This is a genomic window from Paenibacillus sp. FSL R10-2734 (assembly GCF_037963865.1).
GTDB lineage: Bacteria > Bacillota > Bacilli > Paenibacillales > Paenibacillaceae > Paenibacillus_AQ.
In genome coordinates this window covers 1,037,466-1,052,396 of the sequence record NZ_CP150170.1, presented here as the reverse complement: position 1 = coordinate 1,052,396, position 14,931 = coordinate 1,037,466, and the positions used below count along the sequence as shown (strand labels likewise).

15 protein-coding genes are annotated in these 14,931 nt (G+C 46.1%); all 15 read right to left on the bottom strand.

The genetic code is table 11. The features are described 5' to 3' along the window. Window positions 1–8: 8 nt before the first annotated feature. The 15 genes from NSS67_RS04780 to NSS67_RS04710 all read right to left on the bottom strand — a co-directional run bounded on the left by NSS67_RS04780 (window position 9) and on the right by NSS67_RS04710 (window position 14,871). Window positions 9–764 carry a WecB/TagA/CpsF family glycosyltransferase gene (locus tag NSS67_RS04780; RefSeq protein ID WP_339318562.1) on the bottom strand — a complete coding sequence of 252 codons (756 nt, stop codon included), beginning with the start codon at window positions 762–764 and terminating at the stop codon, window positions 9–11. Between the two features lie 6 nt (window positions 765–770). Further along, on the bottom strand, window positions 771–1,907 hold the full coding sequence (gene csaB, locus NSS67_RS04775; protein ID WP_339318561.1) for a polysaccharide pyruvyl transferase CsaB: 1,137 nt from the start codon (window positions 1,905–1,907) through the stop codon (window positions 771–773). Then, window positions 1,883–3,919 (bottom strand): DUF5693 family protein, encoded by a 2,037-nt coding sequence (locus NSS67_RS04770; protein ID WP_339318560.1) that lies wholly within the window; start codon window positions 3,917–3,919, stop codon window positions 1,883–1,885. The genes csaB and NSS67_RS04770 overlap by 25 nt, the downstream gene beginning before the upstream one ends. A 134-nt stretch (window positions 3,920–4,053) precedes the next feature. Next, window positions 4,054–5,775 (bottom strand): phospho-sugar mutase, encoded by a 1,722-nt coding sequence (locus NSS67_RS04765; protein WP_339318559.1) that lies wholly within the window; start codon window positions 5,773–5,775, stop codon window positions 4,054–4,056. A gap of 43 nt (window positions 5,776–5,818) precedes the next feature. After that, entirely contained in the window at window positions 5,819–6,241 is a 423-nt protein-coding gene (fabZ, locus tag NSS67_RS04760; RefSeq protein WP_339318558.1) for a 3-hydroxyacyl-ACP dehydratase FabZ, read from the bottom strand. 256 nt (window positions 6,242–6,497) lie between these two features. Then, window positions 6,498–6,734 carry a DNA-directed RNA polymerase subunit beta gene (locus NSS67_RS04755; protein WP_339318557.1) on the bottom strand — a complete coding sequence of 79 codons (237 nt, stop codon included), beginning with the start codon at window positions 6,732–6,734 and terminating at the stop codon, window positions 6,498–6,500. Window positions 6,735–6,744: 10 nt separating this feature from the next. After that, a complete protein-coding gene (locus tag NSS67_RS04750; RefSeq protein WP_339318556.1) occupies window positions 6,745–7,566 on the bottom strand; it encodes a flagellar hook-basal body protein in 822 nt (273 codons plus the stop codon). Between the two features lie 51 nt (window positions 7,567–7,617). Further along, window positions 7,618–8,496 (bottom strand): flagellar hook-basal body protein, encoded by an 879-nt coding sequence (locus tag NSS67_RS04745; RefSeq protein WP_339318555.1) that lies wholly within the window; start codon window positions 8,494–8,496, stop codon window positions 7,618–7,620. A 47-nt stretch (window positions 8,497–8,543) separates the two neighbouring features. After that, a complete protein-coding gene (locus NSS67_RS04740) occupies window positions 8,544–9,542 on the bottom strand; it encodes a rod shape-determining protein (RefSeq protein ID WP_339318554.1) in 999 nt (332 codons plus the stop codon). Between the two features lie 128 nt (window positions 9,543–9,670). After that, complete coding sequence (spoIIID, locus tag NSS67_RS04735) at window positions 9,671–9,958, bottom strand: sporulation transcriptional regulator SpoIIID (protein ID WP_019915029.1); 288 nt, start codon at window positions 9,956–9,958, stop codon at window positions 9,671–9,673. Between the two features lie 275 nt (window positions 9,959–10,233). Further along, window positions 10,234–10,971 (bottom strand): M23 family metallopeptidase, encoded by a 738-nt coding sequence (locus tag NSS67_RS04730; RefSeq protein ID WP_339318553.1) that lies wholly within the window; start codon window positions 10,969–10,971, stop codon window positions 10,234–10,236. Between the two features lie 61 nt (window positions 10,972–11,032). Then, entirely contained in the window at window positions 11,033–12,187 is a 1,155-nt protein-coding gene (gene spoIID / locus NSS67_RS04725) for a stage II sporulation protein D (RefSeq protein WP_339318552.1), read from the bottom strand. Between the two features lie 235 nt (window positions 12,188–12,422). Beyond that, the gene (gene murA / locus NSS67_RS04720) at window positions 12,423–13,799 is read right to left on the bottom strand and encodes a UDP-N-acetylglucosamine 1-carboxyvinyltransferase (protein ID WP_339318551.1); all 1,377 of its coding nucleotides are present in this window, start codon (window positions 13,797–13,799) and stop codon (window positions 12,423–12,425) included. A gap of 201 nt (window positions 13,800–14,000) precedes the next feature. Continuing rightward, a complete protein-coding gene (locus tag NSS67_RS04715; RefSeq protein ID WP_339318550.1) occupies window positions 14,001–14,258 on the bottom strand; it encodes a DUF1146 family protein in 258 nt (85 codons plus the stop codon). A 196-nt stretch (window positions 14,259–14,454) separates the two neighbouring features. Then, window positions 14,455–14,871 carry a F0F1 ATP synthase subunit epsilon gene (locus tag NSS67_RS04710; protein WP_339318549.1) on the bottom strand — a complete coding sequence of 139 codons (417 nt, stop codon included), beginning with the start codon at window positions 14,869–14,871 and terminating at the stop codon, window positions 14,455–14,457. Window positions 14,872–14,931 lie beyond the last annotated feature (60 nt).

Below are 14,931 nucleotides of genomic sequence, written 5' to 3'. Positions count from 1 at the left end.
GCATTTAGCTAGACTTTTGTTACTTTATCTTTCTCACGCACCACTTTTAATGCGAATTTCGGCAACGCAAGCATTCTTTTGTACCGTGTAGGCTCTTTTAAGAGACGGTACAACCATTCGATTCGCATTTTTTGGAAAGCTTTTGGAGCTCTTTTGCTCTTCCCAGAAATCACATCAAAGCTGCCGCCGACCCCCATCATAATCGGAACACCTAGTTTAGACTTATATTTAGCAATCCATGGTTCCTGACTATCCGCACCTCTGGCAACAAATAACAGGTCAGGATTTGCTTTTACAATTCCAGCAACGATTTCTTCGTCAGCTTCCGGACCGAAAAAACCGTCGTGATATCCTGCAATGATAACACCCGGATATTGGAATTGTAACCTTTCAGACGTTTCCCGAATCACTTCAGGTGTAGAGCCAAGGAGATATACCTTCCAACTATATCTTTCACCTTGTCGCATCAATTCATGTAATAGGTCATAACCCGCTACTCGTTCTGTTACCGGCTCATTACAATAATTAGCAGCCCATACAACTCCCGTCCCATCAGGGACAACCAACTCAGCCGATTTCATAATTTCCATATAAGCCGGATCTTCCAGTGCAGCCATGACCATAATCGGATTAGCTGTAATCACTTGGTGCGGGATACGGGTATGAACAGCCTCCGTCAAATAAGCAACAGTTGCTGCCATATCGACTTTGGAGACTCTAATTCCAAAAATAGGAACAGTAGGTACCGCGCTTTCTGCTTTCACTTTAGATCATCCTTTATGGTGAAAATATTCTACAATGTGTCGGGCTGGTGCCCCTGCCTCTTGAATCAACTTGGAAATGACATTTCCCCGTTCTGTTCTCCATTCCTCTGCTGTTCCCAAAAGATGGACAATCTCGACAGCAACATGTTCAGCATCAAGTGTGTTTGTTGCTCCAACAGGATGGCATTGAATTCTGTTCAGAAAATGATCGATCTTCGGATCATAAGAAATACCTATCAGTGGAATACGTCTTCCAGCCGCGTATATCAAGCTATGAAGCCGCATTCCGATCAGCACATCGCATCGTCCTACTTCTCGAAGCATATGCTGTGGGTGAATAGCATCCTCACAAATGCTGATCTTTCCACCATCCCTTGTAATACTTTCTTCCAGCTTCTCCATCACATAACGTGAAGCCTCATTATCCGAAGGGGTGTGAAAAGGGAGGAATCGTAAATGCAACGAAACCTCACGATTAGCTTTAATCAATCCTTGTGTAAGAGCCTCCAGCTCCTTACGGTCTTGCTCCCAATACCGTACCGATATCCCGATCACTGGAAGTGAATCTGATGATTCTGGAGATTGTTCAGCTTCCTCCGCGTCCTCTGGTAGTGACAAGCCCATTACAGGGTCGGGAACAACCTCTATGTTCTTCTGTTCGAGCCCCATAGATAGAAGAAGCTCGCGGGATTGTTCATCCCGCACAGATATATAGGTACATTTACGAAATACGGCTTTGATTAAAGGGTGGAAAAGCTTACGGTTTACCGGTCCGATTCCTTGAGCATAAATAAAGGTCGGTCTACCCATCCACTGCGCAAGCTTGATTATGCCAAGATAATACGGGATACTCTTGCTTCCCGTTACATCTTGCAGTAAACTCCCACCACCGCTGATCAGACCAGAACTCTCATAGATGGCTTGACGCACTTCACCAAGCTTCATCCGGTGCACGGATTTCACCCTGTAGGTTGCACTGGTCCATTCAGGATCAATGGACAATACTATAGGCTCAATTGATATTCCTGTAGCTTGAGACTGTTTCTGCAATGCAATTAGAATGGACTGCAAAACTGCCTCATCCCCGCTGTTACGGAAACCATAATAACCGGAGATAACTATCTTTTTAGGAGTGGCGACCATCGTTTCCAACACCCTTCTGCAATCTGCCATACGATTACGGCAATTACACCAATGATCAGTCCGAGTCCAAGGCCGAGTAATCCCCGAACCAGGGAGATCAGAACAGGCGAATGAATGTGTGCAAAGGTATCCACCATGGAGAGCTGACCAATTACGGCAATAATCATAATGAACGCTGCACTCCGGTACCTAAAGGCCAGGAATGCGCCAAGAATTAATAATGGATGAGCCAGCAAAAACTCTTTATTACGCGGTCGGACACCGACCGCATTCTCGAGGAATGTTCGGAAAGCCATTTCCAATGAACTAACATTGCCACCGTTTCCGGTACGACTTAAGTAATACATACCCACGACCCCAAGGACTCCAGCTGCAATAACCCAAGCCAGTGTGATAGGTGTTCGTAGCAGCTTGCCTGTCTTGTTAAAGACAAACTCCCCACGATATAAAAGTACATAAAGTGCCACAAGGCCGATAGGCGCCATATGAAGTAGACTAACACCACGGAACTGATTCAGCACTAGACTATAGGTAATGTTATTCAGTAGCGCGATCACGAATGGTACAGCGCTCAAAGAAATTAATGAAGTCTTCAGATAAAGCACCAGACTATGCGTAAACCGTCGTTGCGGGCTCATAACCTTATAGGTAAGGGCATTGCTCCGCAGAGGAGGCCCCATTTCATTGACCTTACGAATAGCTAGTACAACGGCAAGTGTCGGTGCACTTATTGCTGCGGCAAGCGCTAGTGCTTGCTCAAACAGCTCTGGTTTCAACACCATAAGTCCTGCACTACCCAGTAATCCTAGCACCCAAGCAGGGATCGTAAGCCAAGGAATGAAGTAAGAGATCAGCAGAGCTACTAAAGATACTGCGCCAACTACCGCAACTAGCTTGAAGTAACGCTGATAAGACGAATCCACAACCTCAAATGCCGTAGCTTGTCCTAGCTTAAACCCATTGTCTTTGATCTGCTCAACGGCGCCCCCAGGATCACTTAGACTGGTGATAAGGTTGTCCAGCGTATCTGTAATCTGCGCCTTAGCTGTATTCCGTGAAGGAATGGTATTTAGATAAATCATACGGATATTGCGATCCTTTGTCGCCAGAGCGAAACGGTCCGAGATCACTTTTGGATCTAAGGCAGAATCTCCCTCGCTAAGGGAATATAGCCGTGTCACATTATAGTCCAGCAAATAAGCAAGCTTGTTAAAGCCCTTCTGCTGTTTCTTAATATTTTCAATCGCTGCAATTCCGATTCCACGTTCTTTTAGGAGATTAGCAAAGTCAGTGATACTGCCAGTATCGACATCATCATTAAATCCTTTAACGGACTCTCCTTCAAAAAGGATCCGTTTGACACCCAATTCCTCATAACGATCCAACAGCGCCTCAACTGTCGCTTTATTATAAGTCAGAGAATCTACTAGACGGGGTACAATGGAGAATCCTTTGTCATGCAGCATCTCCAGTGTAAACGGGTCGGGCTGAAGCGGCTTCAGTGTAGCATCTTCTATTGGAGTCTCAATAATAAGACCTTGTTCTCCGCGGAAGCTCCACTCTCTGGAAGCAATTCCAAGATTGCCGAATGCCTCCTTTATAACTGGGGCTAAGGCATCGTAGTAATTAGGATTAGTAAAAAGAACATAGGTAAAGTTCTCATTCTCTGGAATGACCGTATCCGTAAGATTAGCTATATCAGCCGCACCCCACATCATTAGACGACGCGCCTTACGGTAATCTTCCAGCGTGCTTTCGTAAATCGCCATACTTTGTACACCAGCATCCTTTAGGCGATCAAGCTGTTCTGAAATATAATCCTGCGGATTTGTGCGATAGCTGGCGACTTCAACCAAATCACGATAATCAAATACAAATTCCACTGTCTTGGAAGACTTCTCCGTCTGTAAACGGTCATAGACAACAGGCAAGGCAGCTAAAACGCCAACCACAACTATGATCCACAGCCACTTTCGGGAAGAAATATTCCAACGTTGCCATTTTTGCTGCACCAAAAGTACCTCCTCTTTCACTTCAAAGCTCTTTTTACAAAAGTAGAAACGGATCGTCATCCTTTTAGAGACGGTACCCGTTTCTACGTAAAAAATATAAATTCACAATATAGAGCGCGGTCTATAACCTTTTTTTATTGTTCCCCGTCAACACGTGCCATAACCTGCTTGGATAGTGCAGCTACCTTGTCCTTGGCATTCTGCAAGGATTCACCAACAACCGCAAAATAAACTTTAATTTTTGGTTCTGTACCGGAAGGACGCAGGCAGAACCAAGATCCGTCAGCCAGTAAATATTTCAATACATTTTCCTTCGGCAGACCATTCAAGCCTAGCGAATAATCCAGAACCTCTGTAACGGCAGATCCCACAATTTCTTGTGGTGCATTCTTACGCCAATCATTCATAATACCTTGAATTTGCGCAACGCCATCCTTGCCTTTCAATGTACGGGATTCCAAGCTTTCCAAGAAGTATCCGAACTGCTCGTACAATTCCTGAAGAACATCATACAATGTTTTACCTTGAGCTTTGTAATAAGCACCTGCTTCAGCGATCAGCATAGCAGCAACAACGGCATCCTTATCACGGGCATAGTTGCCTGCAAGATAACCATAGCTTTCTTCATAACCGAAAAGATATGTGTAATCTCCGGATTGTTCGAATTGAGTCATTTTTTCCCCAATATATTTGAAGCCCGTTAGCGTATTAAATATAGTTGCACCATAATGAGAGGCTACAGCAGCCCCCATCTCGCTCGTCACGATAGTCTTTACAACCGCTCCATTGCTAGGTAGCTTTCCTTGTTCCTGTAGACGACTTAAATAGTAATGAATCATCAGAGCTCCGGATTGATTGCCGGATAGAACAACAAACTTACCTTCATTGTCGCGAACTACTGCACCCATTCGGTCTGCATCGGGATCCGTGCCAATCAGGAGGTCAGCATTCAACTCTTCACCCAGCTTCATTGCCAGTGTAAAGGCTTCGCGTTCCTCTGGGTTTGGTGACTTCACCGTGGAAAATTCGGAATCTGGTTGTTCTTGCTCTGGTACAACATGCACCTGTGTAAAACCGATTTTCTCAAGCACACGACGAACTGGCAGGTTACCAGTACCATGTAGCGGGGTGTATACGATTTTGAAGTCTTTTCCAAGCGTAGAGGCAATTTCTTCACTTGCAAGACTAACCGCAGCGACGGTATCGGTAAAAGCTTCGTCATCCTTCTCCCCAAGCCAGTGCAGCAGTCCTTGAGCTTCAGCTTCTTCTTGGGAAATCCGTTTTACACCATCAAAAGTGTCAACTTCTAGTATGTAGGAAATGACCTTTTCGGCTTCGTGAGGTACAAGCTGTCCCCCTTCTGAATTATAGACCTTGTAACCATTATATTCAGGAGGATTATGGCTCGCAGTAATCACAATACCACCCGTTGCTTTCAAGTGACGCACGCTGAACGACAGTTGCGGTGTTGAGCGCAGAGAAGTGAATAAATGAGCCTCAATGCCATTAGCAGCTAATACAAGAGCAGCCTCAAGTGTGAATTCAGGCGAGAAACGACGGGAGTCATGAGCGATAACAACAGAAGGTCTGCCCTCTCCAGTGTGCTTCTCCAGAATATAATTAGCGAAGCCTTGAGTCGCTCTACCTACCGTATAACGATTGATACGATTACTACCCGCACCAATTACACCGCGCAAGCCACCTGTACCGAATTCTAGATCTCTATAAAATCGTTCCTCTAGCTCCTGTGGCTCGTTCTCCAGAGCGCGCAGCTCCGCCTTCGTTGACTCATCAACAGAGGCGTTCTCCAACCAGCGAGATAAGGTTTCTGCCGCTTTTGGGCTTAATTGAGTCATTATAATCTCTCCTTCTCCATGTATAATGTATATTTAATTAGTATTAGCTCAGAGCAAACATAATTTCCCCAGAAGCTACAACTTTCCCCTCAACCGATGCGGTAGCTTGACCTTTTCCGATACTGCCCTTAAGGCGAGTGATCTCCACTTCAAGCTTGAGAGTATCTCCCGGTACGACCTGACCACGGAAACGGAATCCATCCAGACCAGCTAAAAAGCCGATTCGGCCGCGATTCGCTTCTACTCCCAGAATAGCAACCGCACCAACTTGTGCAAGAGCTTCTGTAATCAGTACGCCCGGCATTACCGGATAACCTGGGAAATGGCCTACGAAGAAAGGTTCATTGATCGTTACATTTTTGATGCCTACAGCCCGTTTACCCATTTCAATCTCGGTAATTCTGTCCACCAGTAGAAATGGAGGGCGATGGGGGATAATTTCTTGAATTTGGTTGATATCCAGCATTATAACAAAACTCCTTTCGGATGTTACTTCATTTATTCTTTGCCGAACTGCATAAATTTAGGCAACTTCGGTAAAAACTATAATTATCCTTCACCAACTGCAGAAGTGGAGGTTAAGATAAGGGGCTTTCTCCACCGGATGCGGCAGCATGGCGGAGAGGGCCCTTTTTGCTGCCCGAGGCCCCCCACCATTATACATTTATCCGTATAAAAAAGAAAACTCCCTTATATAACAAGGGAGTCGTTATCATCATTAATTATGGAGCAAAAACCAAATCATATACATGTTTCCACGTGCTCCATTGTAGAACATCGCTAAACTCTTTCTTGCCAAGGACGACGTAACCGACGGCCAGCCCGCCTCCAAGTGCAGCTATGAGAAGCAAGGGAATAAGAACCCACTGGATGAGTGTCCATTTTGAAACGCCTCGCCGCTTCGTCTCTTTCTTGTCTTCTGGTTTGTTTTCCGGTTTCACCTTTTTCTGACGTTCCATTCCTTCACCTCTACCCGCGCATGTTATTGGCCAGACCTAGCATCTGATCACTGGAAGAAAGCGCCCGAGCTGTGAGTTGATACGTACGTTGAATCTGCATCATTTGTGTCATTTCTGTGGTCATATCGACATTCGACTGCTCCAGCCACCCTGAGCGCACTCCAATTCCAGAAGCCTCACCTGCTGCTCTTTGTACAAAAGCCTGCTGTGCTGTAACTCCATCGGCAAGCATATAGAAATTTCCGTCCACTGCCTTTAAAGCATTCTGTGTCTTAGGTTCTACAATCATTATAGTACCTGCTACCTGAACAGGTCCATTCTCTGTCTGTTTCGTTAATACACGGCCAGATTCATCGATAGCTGCATTCACACCCACAGGGACCGTTAAAGGAGTACCTTCTGTATTCAGTACAGGATTACCTGTATTATCTACAAGGACCATCTTCGTTGCATCTGCTGCATCTGGAGTAAAGTGAAAATCACCCTGACGTGTATAGGCCGTAGTGCCATTGACTTGAACTCCAAAAAGTCCATTGCCTTGAAGTGCCAAATCGGTAGGATTACCCGTTTCTTTAAGCGGGCCTTCCTCCCAATTCGTTGTAATCGAAGGTACATAAGTCCCAAAACCGATATTGAAGCCCAAAGGTGTAGCGCGGCCCGGCTGATCATAATCATCCGATTGCTGCTGTACACGAGTCAGCACATCCTCAAAGGAGCCTTGCTTGCTTTTATAACCATTGGTATCCATATTAGCTAGATTATCCGCTATAATATCAAGCCGCTGCTGAAGGCTGGACATGGAGACTGCTGCACTAATCGTTGAGTTGTTCATAGATCAAACCTCCTATAAGCTTTACCTGTAAAGCTCAATTCATAAAGCAGTCTATACCCTGCCAACTTCATTTACAGCCTTCTGCAAGCTGCTATCATAGTATTGAACGATCTTTTGATTCGCTTCATACGCCCGGTATGCGGCATTCAAATCTACAGTAACCTGAGTAGGATCAACATTGGATCCCTCTAAATATCCTTGACGCACCTGTAAGTTATCAGTTGCATTGGAATAACGAATGTCCGCCGCCGCTACATCATCCGCGTGAAACACACCATTACCATCACGCACTAGTTCGTGTGGCTTTGTAACTACACTCACACCAAGTTTAGTCCCAGTCGGAAGTCCTGTTACTGGACTCAGTACATTACCCTGCCCGTCCACTTTAAGGGTGTCCTGATTTCCTGTCAAGACGAGAGGCTGGCCTGTGGAATCAAGAACCTTGAAACCTCCACTGCTCAACACTTCTCCGGTAGCCGCATTTACTGAGAAGCTTCCATTCCGGGTAAATAAGTTATTGCCCTCAACATCCTGAACAGTAAAGAAAGCCTGTGGACGGTAAATAACCTCGCCATCAGGACTTACGTACTTCCCTGAACCATCAAAGGCTATATTCTGACCCGTCACAGGGTCGACCATTTGCAAATCCGTAGATAAAGCAAAATCCATAGACTTGCCGCTCTCCCTTAAATCCCCCTGTAAATATTGGGATATCGACTGTTCCGCAAAAACGCCCGTGTTAAGGCGCCCAACCGGCGTGGTAGTGCCATTACTCATAGCAGAGATCAAGACATCCGGAAAAGCACGATTAACACTGTCAACCTGCTTATATCCCGTTGTATTTAAGTTAGCGATGTTTTGTGTTGCCGTATCGTGTCTACGCTGCTGCGCAACCATACCTGCAGCGGCCGTATATAATCCTCTTATCATGAAGGTAGTCTCCTTCCGAATCTAATGCTACCTTTTATATCGGCTGCTTAGAAATTTTTCTTAACGACCTTGTCCAAATTATCCAGCATAATCCCTGTTCCTTTTACTACACAGTGCATAGGGTCTTCAGCTACCCAGACAGGAACGTGCAATTCTTCTGAGAGCAGCTCGTCCAATCCGTTAAGCAAAGCACCTCCACCAGTAAGAACAACACCTCGGTCAATGATGTCCGCCGACAACTCTGGTGGTGTACGCTCTAATACCGATTTAGCTGCAGCCACAATGGAAGAAACCGGATCCCACAACGCTTCCTTAATCTCGCCAGACGTAATAGTGAGCGTCTGGGGTAGTCCGCTTACCATGTCCCGACCACGAATATCCATCTCGGACTTCATCAAACCAGGACGAACCGTACCAATAGTAAGCTTAATATCCTCTGCTGTTCGTTCGCCGATTAACAATTTATACTTTTGTTTAATATATCTTAAAATGGCCTCATCGAACTTGTCTCCAGCGACTTTAATCGAAGAAGCGGTAACGACGTCGCCCATAGAAAGCACGGCTACATCCGTCGTTCCGCCACCGATATCGACGACCATATTCCCACTTGGTTGATAAATATCCATTCCCGCTCCAATTGCAGCGGCCTTTGGCTCTTCTTCCATAAATACTTCCTTGGCCCCGCTACGTTCTGCCGCATCCCGTATGGACTTCTGTTCCACAGATGTAATATTAGTAGGGGCGCAAATCAGAATACGGGGCCGTGCGTACCAGGAACGGCCGCCAACGCGGTCGATAAAATACTTCAGCATCATTTCCGTGACTTCAAAATCTGCAATGACACCATCCCGTAGAGGACGGATCGTTATTATATTTCCAGGTGTACGTCCAACCATGCGACGTGCCTGTTCTCCCACCGCAAGGACTCTCTTCGTATCACTTTCAATTGTGACCACGGAAGGTTCATCCAGAACGACTCCCCTTCCCTTAACATGTATGAGCACATTGGCCGTGCCGAGGTCGATTCCGATATCCTTGCTAAACATAATGAAAGAGCCCCCAAAGTGTTATTTTAATTAAAAAACAGCAGTTAGTACTAAACTTAAAAATAACATACTTTAGGGGATGTACACAATGCGTTATAACTGAATATTTCCTTAAATTTCCGAAAATCTCATGGCTTTGATGCTACAGCAACCTCACGTTTTTTCCCCGTCGTTTTTTTATATTTAATTTTTGTGGCTTCTCCCCCCCGAAGATGTCGGATGGATTTGTGATATTCAAGAATGTGCTTCACCTGATCGGCCAGATCAGGGTTGATCTCTGGCAGACGTTCAGTCAAGTCTTTGTGCACCGTGCTCTTTGAAACGCCAAATTCCTTGGCTATGGTCCGGACCGTATGTCTGGTTTCCACGATGCAGCGTCCGATTTTGATCGTACGTTCCTTGATGTAATCGTGCACGCTCCCGCCTCCCAACTGTGGATAGTTTGGTACATTATATGAGGGGCGGGCTTATATATTCGCGCTTTCAAGACATGACAAGCCTGGGAAGGCTCATTTTATTTAATGGACAACCCAAAAAGCCTTGTTATTAGCAAGAAGGAACGTTGTTGATCCTTTAAGACAATAACCCTTTCTCGCCGAAAAATAAGACTCTTTATAAGCATGCTGCTTACGAAGAGCCTCCTTATTCACAAAACAAAACAGGGAGCTTTCGCCCCCTGCTATAGATATTCTTATCGCCCTGGCAGTAACTCTGATGGATTAACTACTTTGCCATCCTTATACACTTCAAAGTGTACATGATTGCCCAGGTTCTTTTCGATTTCACTGCGACCTGCGGTTGCAAGTGTATCTCCTTGCTTCACAACATCACCTTGTTTAACTTTCGTGTCGCCAAGACTTTGGTACACGGTCTTCATGTTGCCTTGATGGGTAATCTCAATTACCTTACCTAACACCGCAACATCTTCAACTCTAGTCACTTCACCGCTAAGCGCTGCTTTGACGTCGAACGTGTTATTGTCTTCACGGGCAAGATCGATACCGACATTAGGAATAAATTTGTCGTTATACTGCACCATGGCGGCAACGTGATTATCCTCAGTACCATTCTCATCATAATACGGCTTGACCACTTCTACTTCTCCTGGATTGGCTACTGGCCATACCAAGCTTTCCGCTGAAGCAAGAACTTCAAGGGCATCTGGATTACTGTTTGCAGTACCAGCTTCGTTAGTCGAAGCTCCTGCTTGTTGCTGTGATGTGGCGGCGGTGTCCAGCGGCTTTTGGCCGGCATCTTGATAGACCCACACCAAGGTTAGTATAATTGCCGCTGCCGCCGTGTAGACTGCTGGGAACACCCAACGTTTAGATAACATCTTGCTCCATGAAGAAGGTTTAGCACCTAAATCTCCCTGCGATTTTTTGAGAGATTCATCATGGTTTGTTTTGTTTTTGTCTTGTTCATTCATATGGTTATCACCTCAGTAACCAGTGTTACCGGGCTTCTCTCTTTTATACGTATCTTCCAATTTATTTTTTCAGAAGAGTTGAGATTTGCGTAAAAGAGATACCTCTATAATAGTGTTTGAGAATTTGGGTGGCCGTTCCGCCTTCCTTCGCCATCCCATTTGCACCCCACTGACTCATCCCCACACCATGCCCATTTCCGAAGGTAGTTATATAGATTTTATTCCCTTTTCGACCCCAACTGAATTGGCTGGAACGCAACCCTAGCTTCTCTCTTACTTCTCTTCCAGTAAAAATAGTGCCTCCAATAGAGATTTCCTTCACCCGATGTCCAGTGGTGAGAGACAACACTTCTACCGGCAATTCTGAGGAAGTAGATATCTTCTTTGTCGTGACTGAATGGATAGTTTCTTTTGACGCAGGGATTACTCTGTCGTTTAGCCCAAGTCTAGTAAGTATCTCCGAAATGGAAAAGGTCGTTGTTACCGCATAGTTTGGGGTAATCTCTTTCTCCCAAGGACTCGTCACACTGCGCAAATAGGGAATTGCTGCATTCCAGTATTCTTCCGAGTTCTCCGTATATCCTCCACTGGAGGCGAAAAAGGAGGCCGTAATCGGCTGCCCTTTATAGGTCATAATGACACCGCGCGTCTCAAGGACCGCGCGCTGAAGCTTGGCAAGGTCGGCGCTTCTTCCGCCGAGCTTCCACTTCCGTTCCAGCGTGTCCTTAGATACGTAAGCCTGATGGCTTACCGTATCTGTTACATCCGCCCCCGGAACGGGGACGCCGCTTCTGTCGCCAGCCAGCAGGCGGCGAAGGATAAAGGTGCGGGCCGCTACGGCCTGCGCTTTGAGCGCTTCAAGCTCAAAGCTGGCCGGCATCTCGGCCGCAAGCACGCCGCTGACGTAGTCCTCCAGCGGCAATGTCTCTATTTGTCCGCTGCGCGACAAATAGACAGAGACCTTCGGCTGCGGCGCTTCTTCCTGCGCAGCTGCCTTCGGCGCCGCCGGTGAGGCCGTGACCGTCGGTACCGTCGGCACGGCCGGAGGCGCCGGTTGTCCCCGGTGCTGCGGGACAACCGCCAGTGGAATCAGCAGCGCCGCCAGGATAGGCGCTGCGAGCCAGGCGACCGGACCGAGTCGCCTAAGCCGGGGAGCAAGGGGACGCGAGTGCCAGCGCGTTGACTTGTTACGTCGCAAGTAGCGGAAATCTTTCATCTCTATGGCTCCTTCCGTGAGTCACTGTTGATTCTTATAGATATGAATTTACAGCAACTACTAGAACAATATTTGAGAGAAAGAGAGTAGCTTTCTCGTATCTATCACTATGCCCCGCGTTAAAAAATTACAAACGAAAAAAATCCTCATTAGATGAGGATTCAGATTTACTTTCTTATTATTAAAAAAAGACCAAGCCGCATCACTGCAGCCTGATCTCTCCTAATAACTGATATTATACCCAAGTTGCTTGAACCTGGAAGCGAGGTTTAACCTCTTCGCTTTTACACGATTCGCTCTTGGCTACTTCTGGTTTAAGAGTTTCACCCTTCACCGTTTGCACGGCTGTGTCTTCCATGGAAATACGCCAAATTTCCGCACCTAGTCCGGACAGCTTCTCAGCCAAATGTACGTATCCGCGGTCAATATGATGAGTTCCGCTTACCTCAGTAGTACCTTCAGCAACAAGACCTGCCAAGATAAGCGCAGCTCCCGCACGTAAATCCGTAGCACAAACTTTTGCTCCGACCAATTGCGCATTACCCGTAACGATCGCTGAGCGACCTTCGATCTTAATCTCAGCATTCATGTTGTGGAATTCATCCACATGCATGAACCGATTCTCGAATACTGTCTCTGTAACGACACTGGTTCCTTCAGAGCGTAGCAATAATGCCATCATTTGAGACTGCATATCCGTTGGAAATCCTGGATACGGCAAAGTCTTCAAATCAACAGCTTTAAGAGGTTTGTCACTAATTACTCGAATACCGTTCTCGTCAGGAATAATGGTCACGCCCATCTCTTCCATCTTAGCAATAACAGGACCCAAGTGATCAGCGATTGCGCCCTCTACATATACATCGCCACCTGTAATTGCTGCGGCCGCCATATAAGTACCTGCCTCAATTCGGTCAGGAATCACATGATGTTTAACGCCATGCAGACGTTCAACGCCTTCAATACGGATAACACCTGTTCCCGCACCGCGCACGATTCCGCCCATACCGTTCAAATAATTGGCCAGGTCAACAATTTCAGGCTCCTTAGCCGCATTCTCAATCACGGTCACACCTTCGGCGAGTGCCGCTGCCATCATTATATTTTCGGTCGCACCCACGCTAGCTACATCCAAATACACCTTGGCTCCGCGCAGACGACCGTTACTTTTCGCTTCAATGTATCCCTGGCCGAGACTAATCTCTGCACCAAGCGCTTCAAACCCTTTCAAATGCTGATCAATCGGTCGTGTGCCAATGGCGCAGCCGCCAGGCAAAGAGATTCTTGTTTGACCAAGTCGAGATAACAGAGGGCCCATCACTAAAAAAGATGCCCGCATTTTTCGTACCCATTCATAAGGTGCTTCACAGGAAGTGATGTTTGTAGCATCCACCTGGATAATATCGTTTTGATATGTAACCCCTGCACCCAGAGATTCCAACATTTTTGAAATCGTCATTACATCATCAAGCGGAGGTGCGTCCACAATGACGCTTACTCCTTCTTCTGCCAATAGAGAGGCGGCTATGATCGGTAATACGGAATTTTTTGCGCCGCTAACTTTCACGCTCCCGGTCAATCTGTTGCCACCGCGGACGATAAATTTGCTCATTTTCGGTTTCCCTCCGCGTCCATTATTTCTTAAATTGTTTTTTTAGATTAAAAGTAATTGCAATAAAATTCGCATACTCCATCATTACGCCCATTCATCCGGGCATGTTCCTTAAAGTTCAGTGTTGACATAATAAAACCTTATTATTCGACACTTTTTGACCACTACGACCTATGACATTTATAACCAAACTACAAATTCCTAAAACATATAGCGGATCATCCCACTCCAGCTAAGGTAATCCAGAAAGAATCCTGCAACTAAACGACCAAGTACAATGGCCAATAGCAAGTGCAGTAGCCTTCCCTGAGGACTCTTGGGATATCTTATGACCAAATCCAGCTTAAGGTTCTGCAATGCCCACCAAGATAATACAACACTGAGCAAAGAAACAATCATTGAGACCATGCTGCTGGTTCCAGCTGCACTAGACCATCCATTGGACAATAAATCCTCCATGCTAACCCTCCGTGTTCGTATTACTCGGAAATCGACTCTTATATCATACTTGTGCAGGGCAAAAGAATCCAGTACTTTTACAAATTTTTAAACAATTCAATGCCAATATCCAAGAAAATGAACAATTTTTAACCTTAGATGCATAGATTAATACAATAAAAAAAGCAGTCAAGCTTATAGCTTGACCGCTAATATCCTACTGTTGTCCTTTACCAGTGGACACTTTGATCCGTGTAACAGCGCGTTGCAGCGCCAACTCCGCACGGCGGTGATCGATTTCATCTTGTTTGCTACGAGAGTGGAGACGGCGCTCAGCCCGTTCTCTAGCTGCTTCGGCGCGCTCAACATCAATCTCAGTTGGCAGCTCGGCACTTTCAGCCAGCACTGTTACCTTGTCCTTATGCACTTCAACGAACCCGCCATGAACGGCGATGGAGATCGTAACACCGTTCGATTTTACGGATAACGGAGCAACCTGAAGTGGAGTCACAAGCGGAATGTGTCCCGGCAAAATACCTAACTCACCTTCGACTCCTCGTACTGTCAAGCTATTCACTTGTTTAGAGTAAACGAGATGCTCCGGCGTGACAATTTCCAACAAAAAGGTATTCACTTCCATTCCTCCTAAAAGCTTTACGAAGTAAAGCTCGCATCGAAAGCATTAACTAAGCTT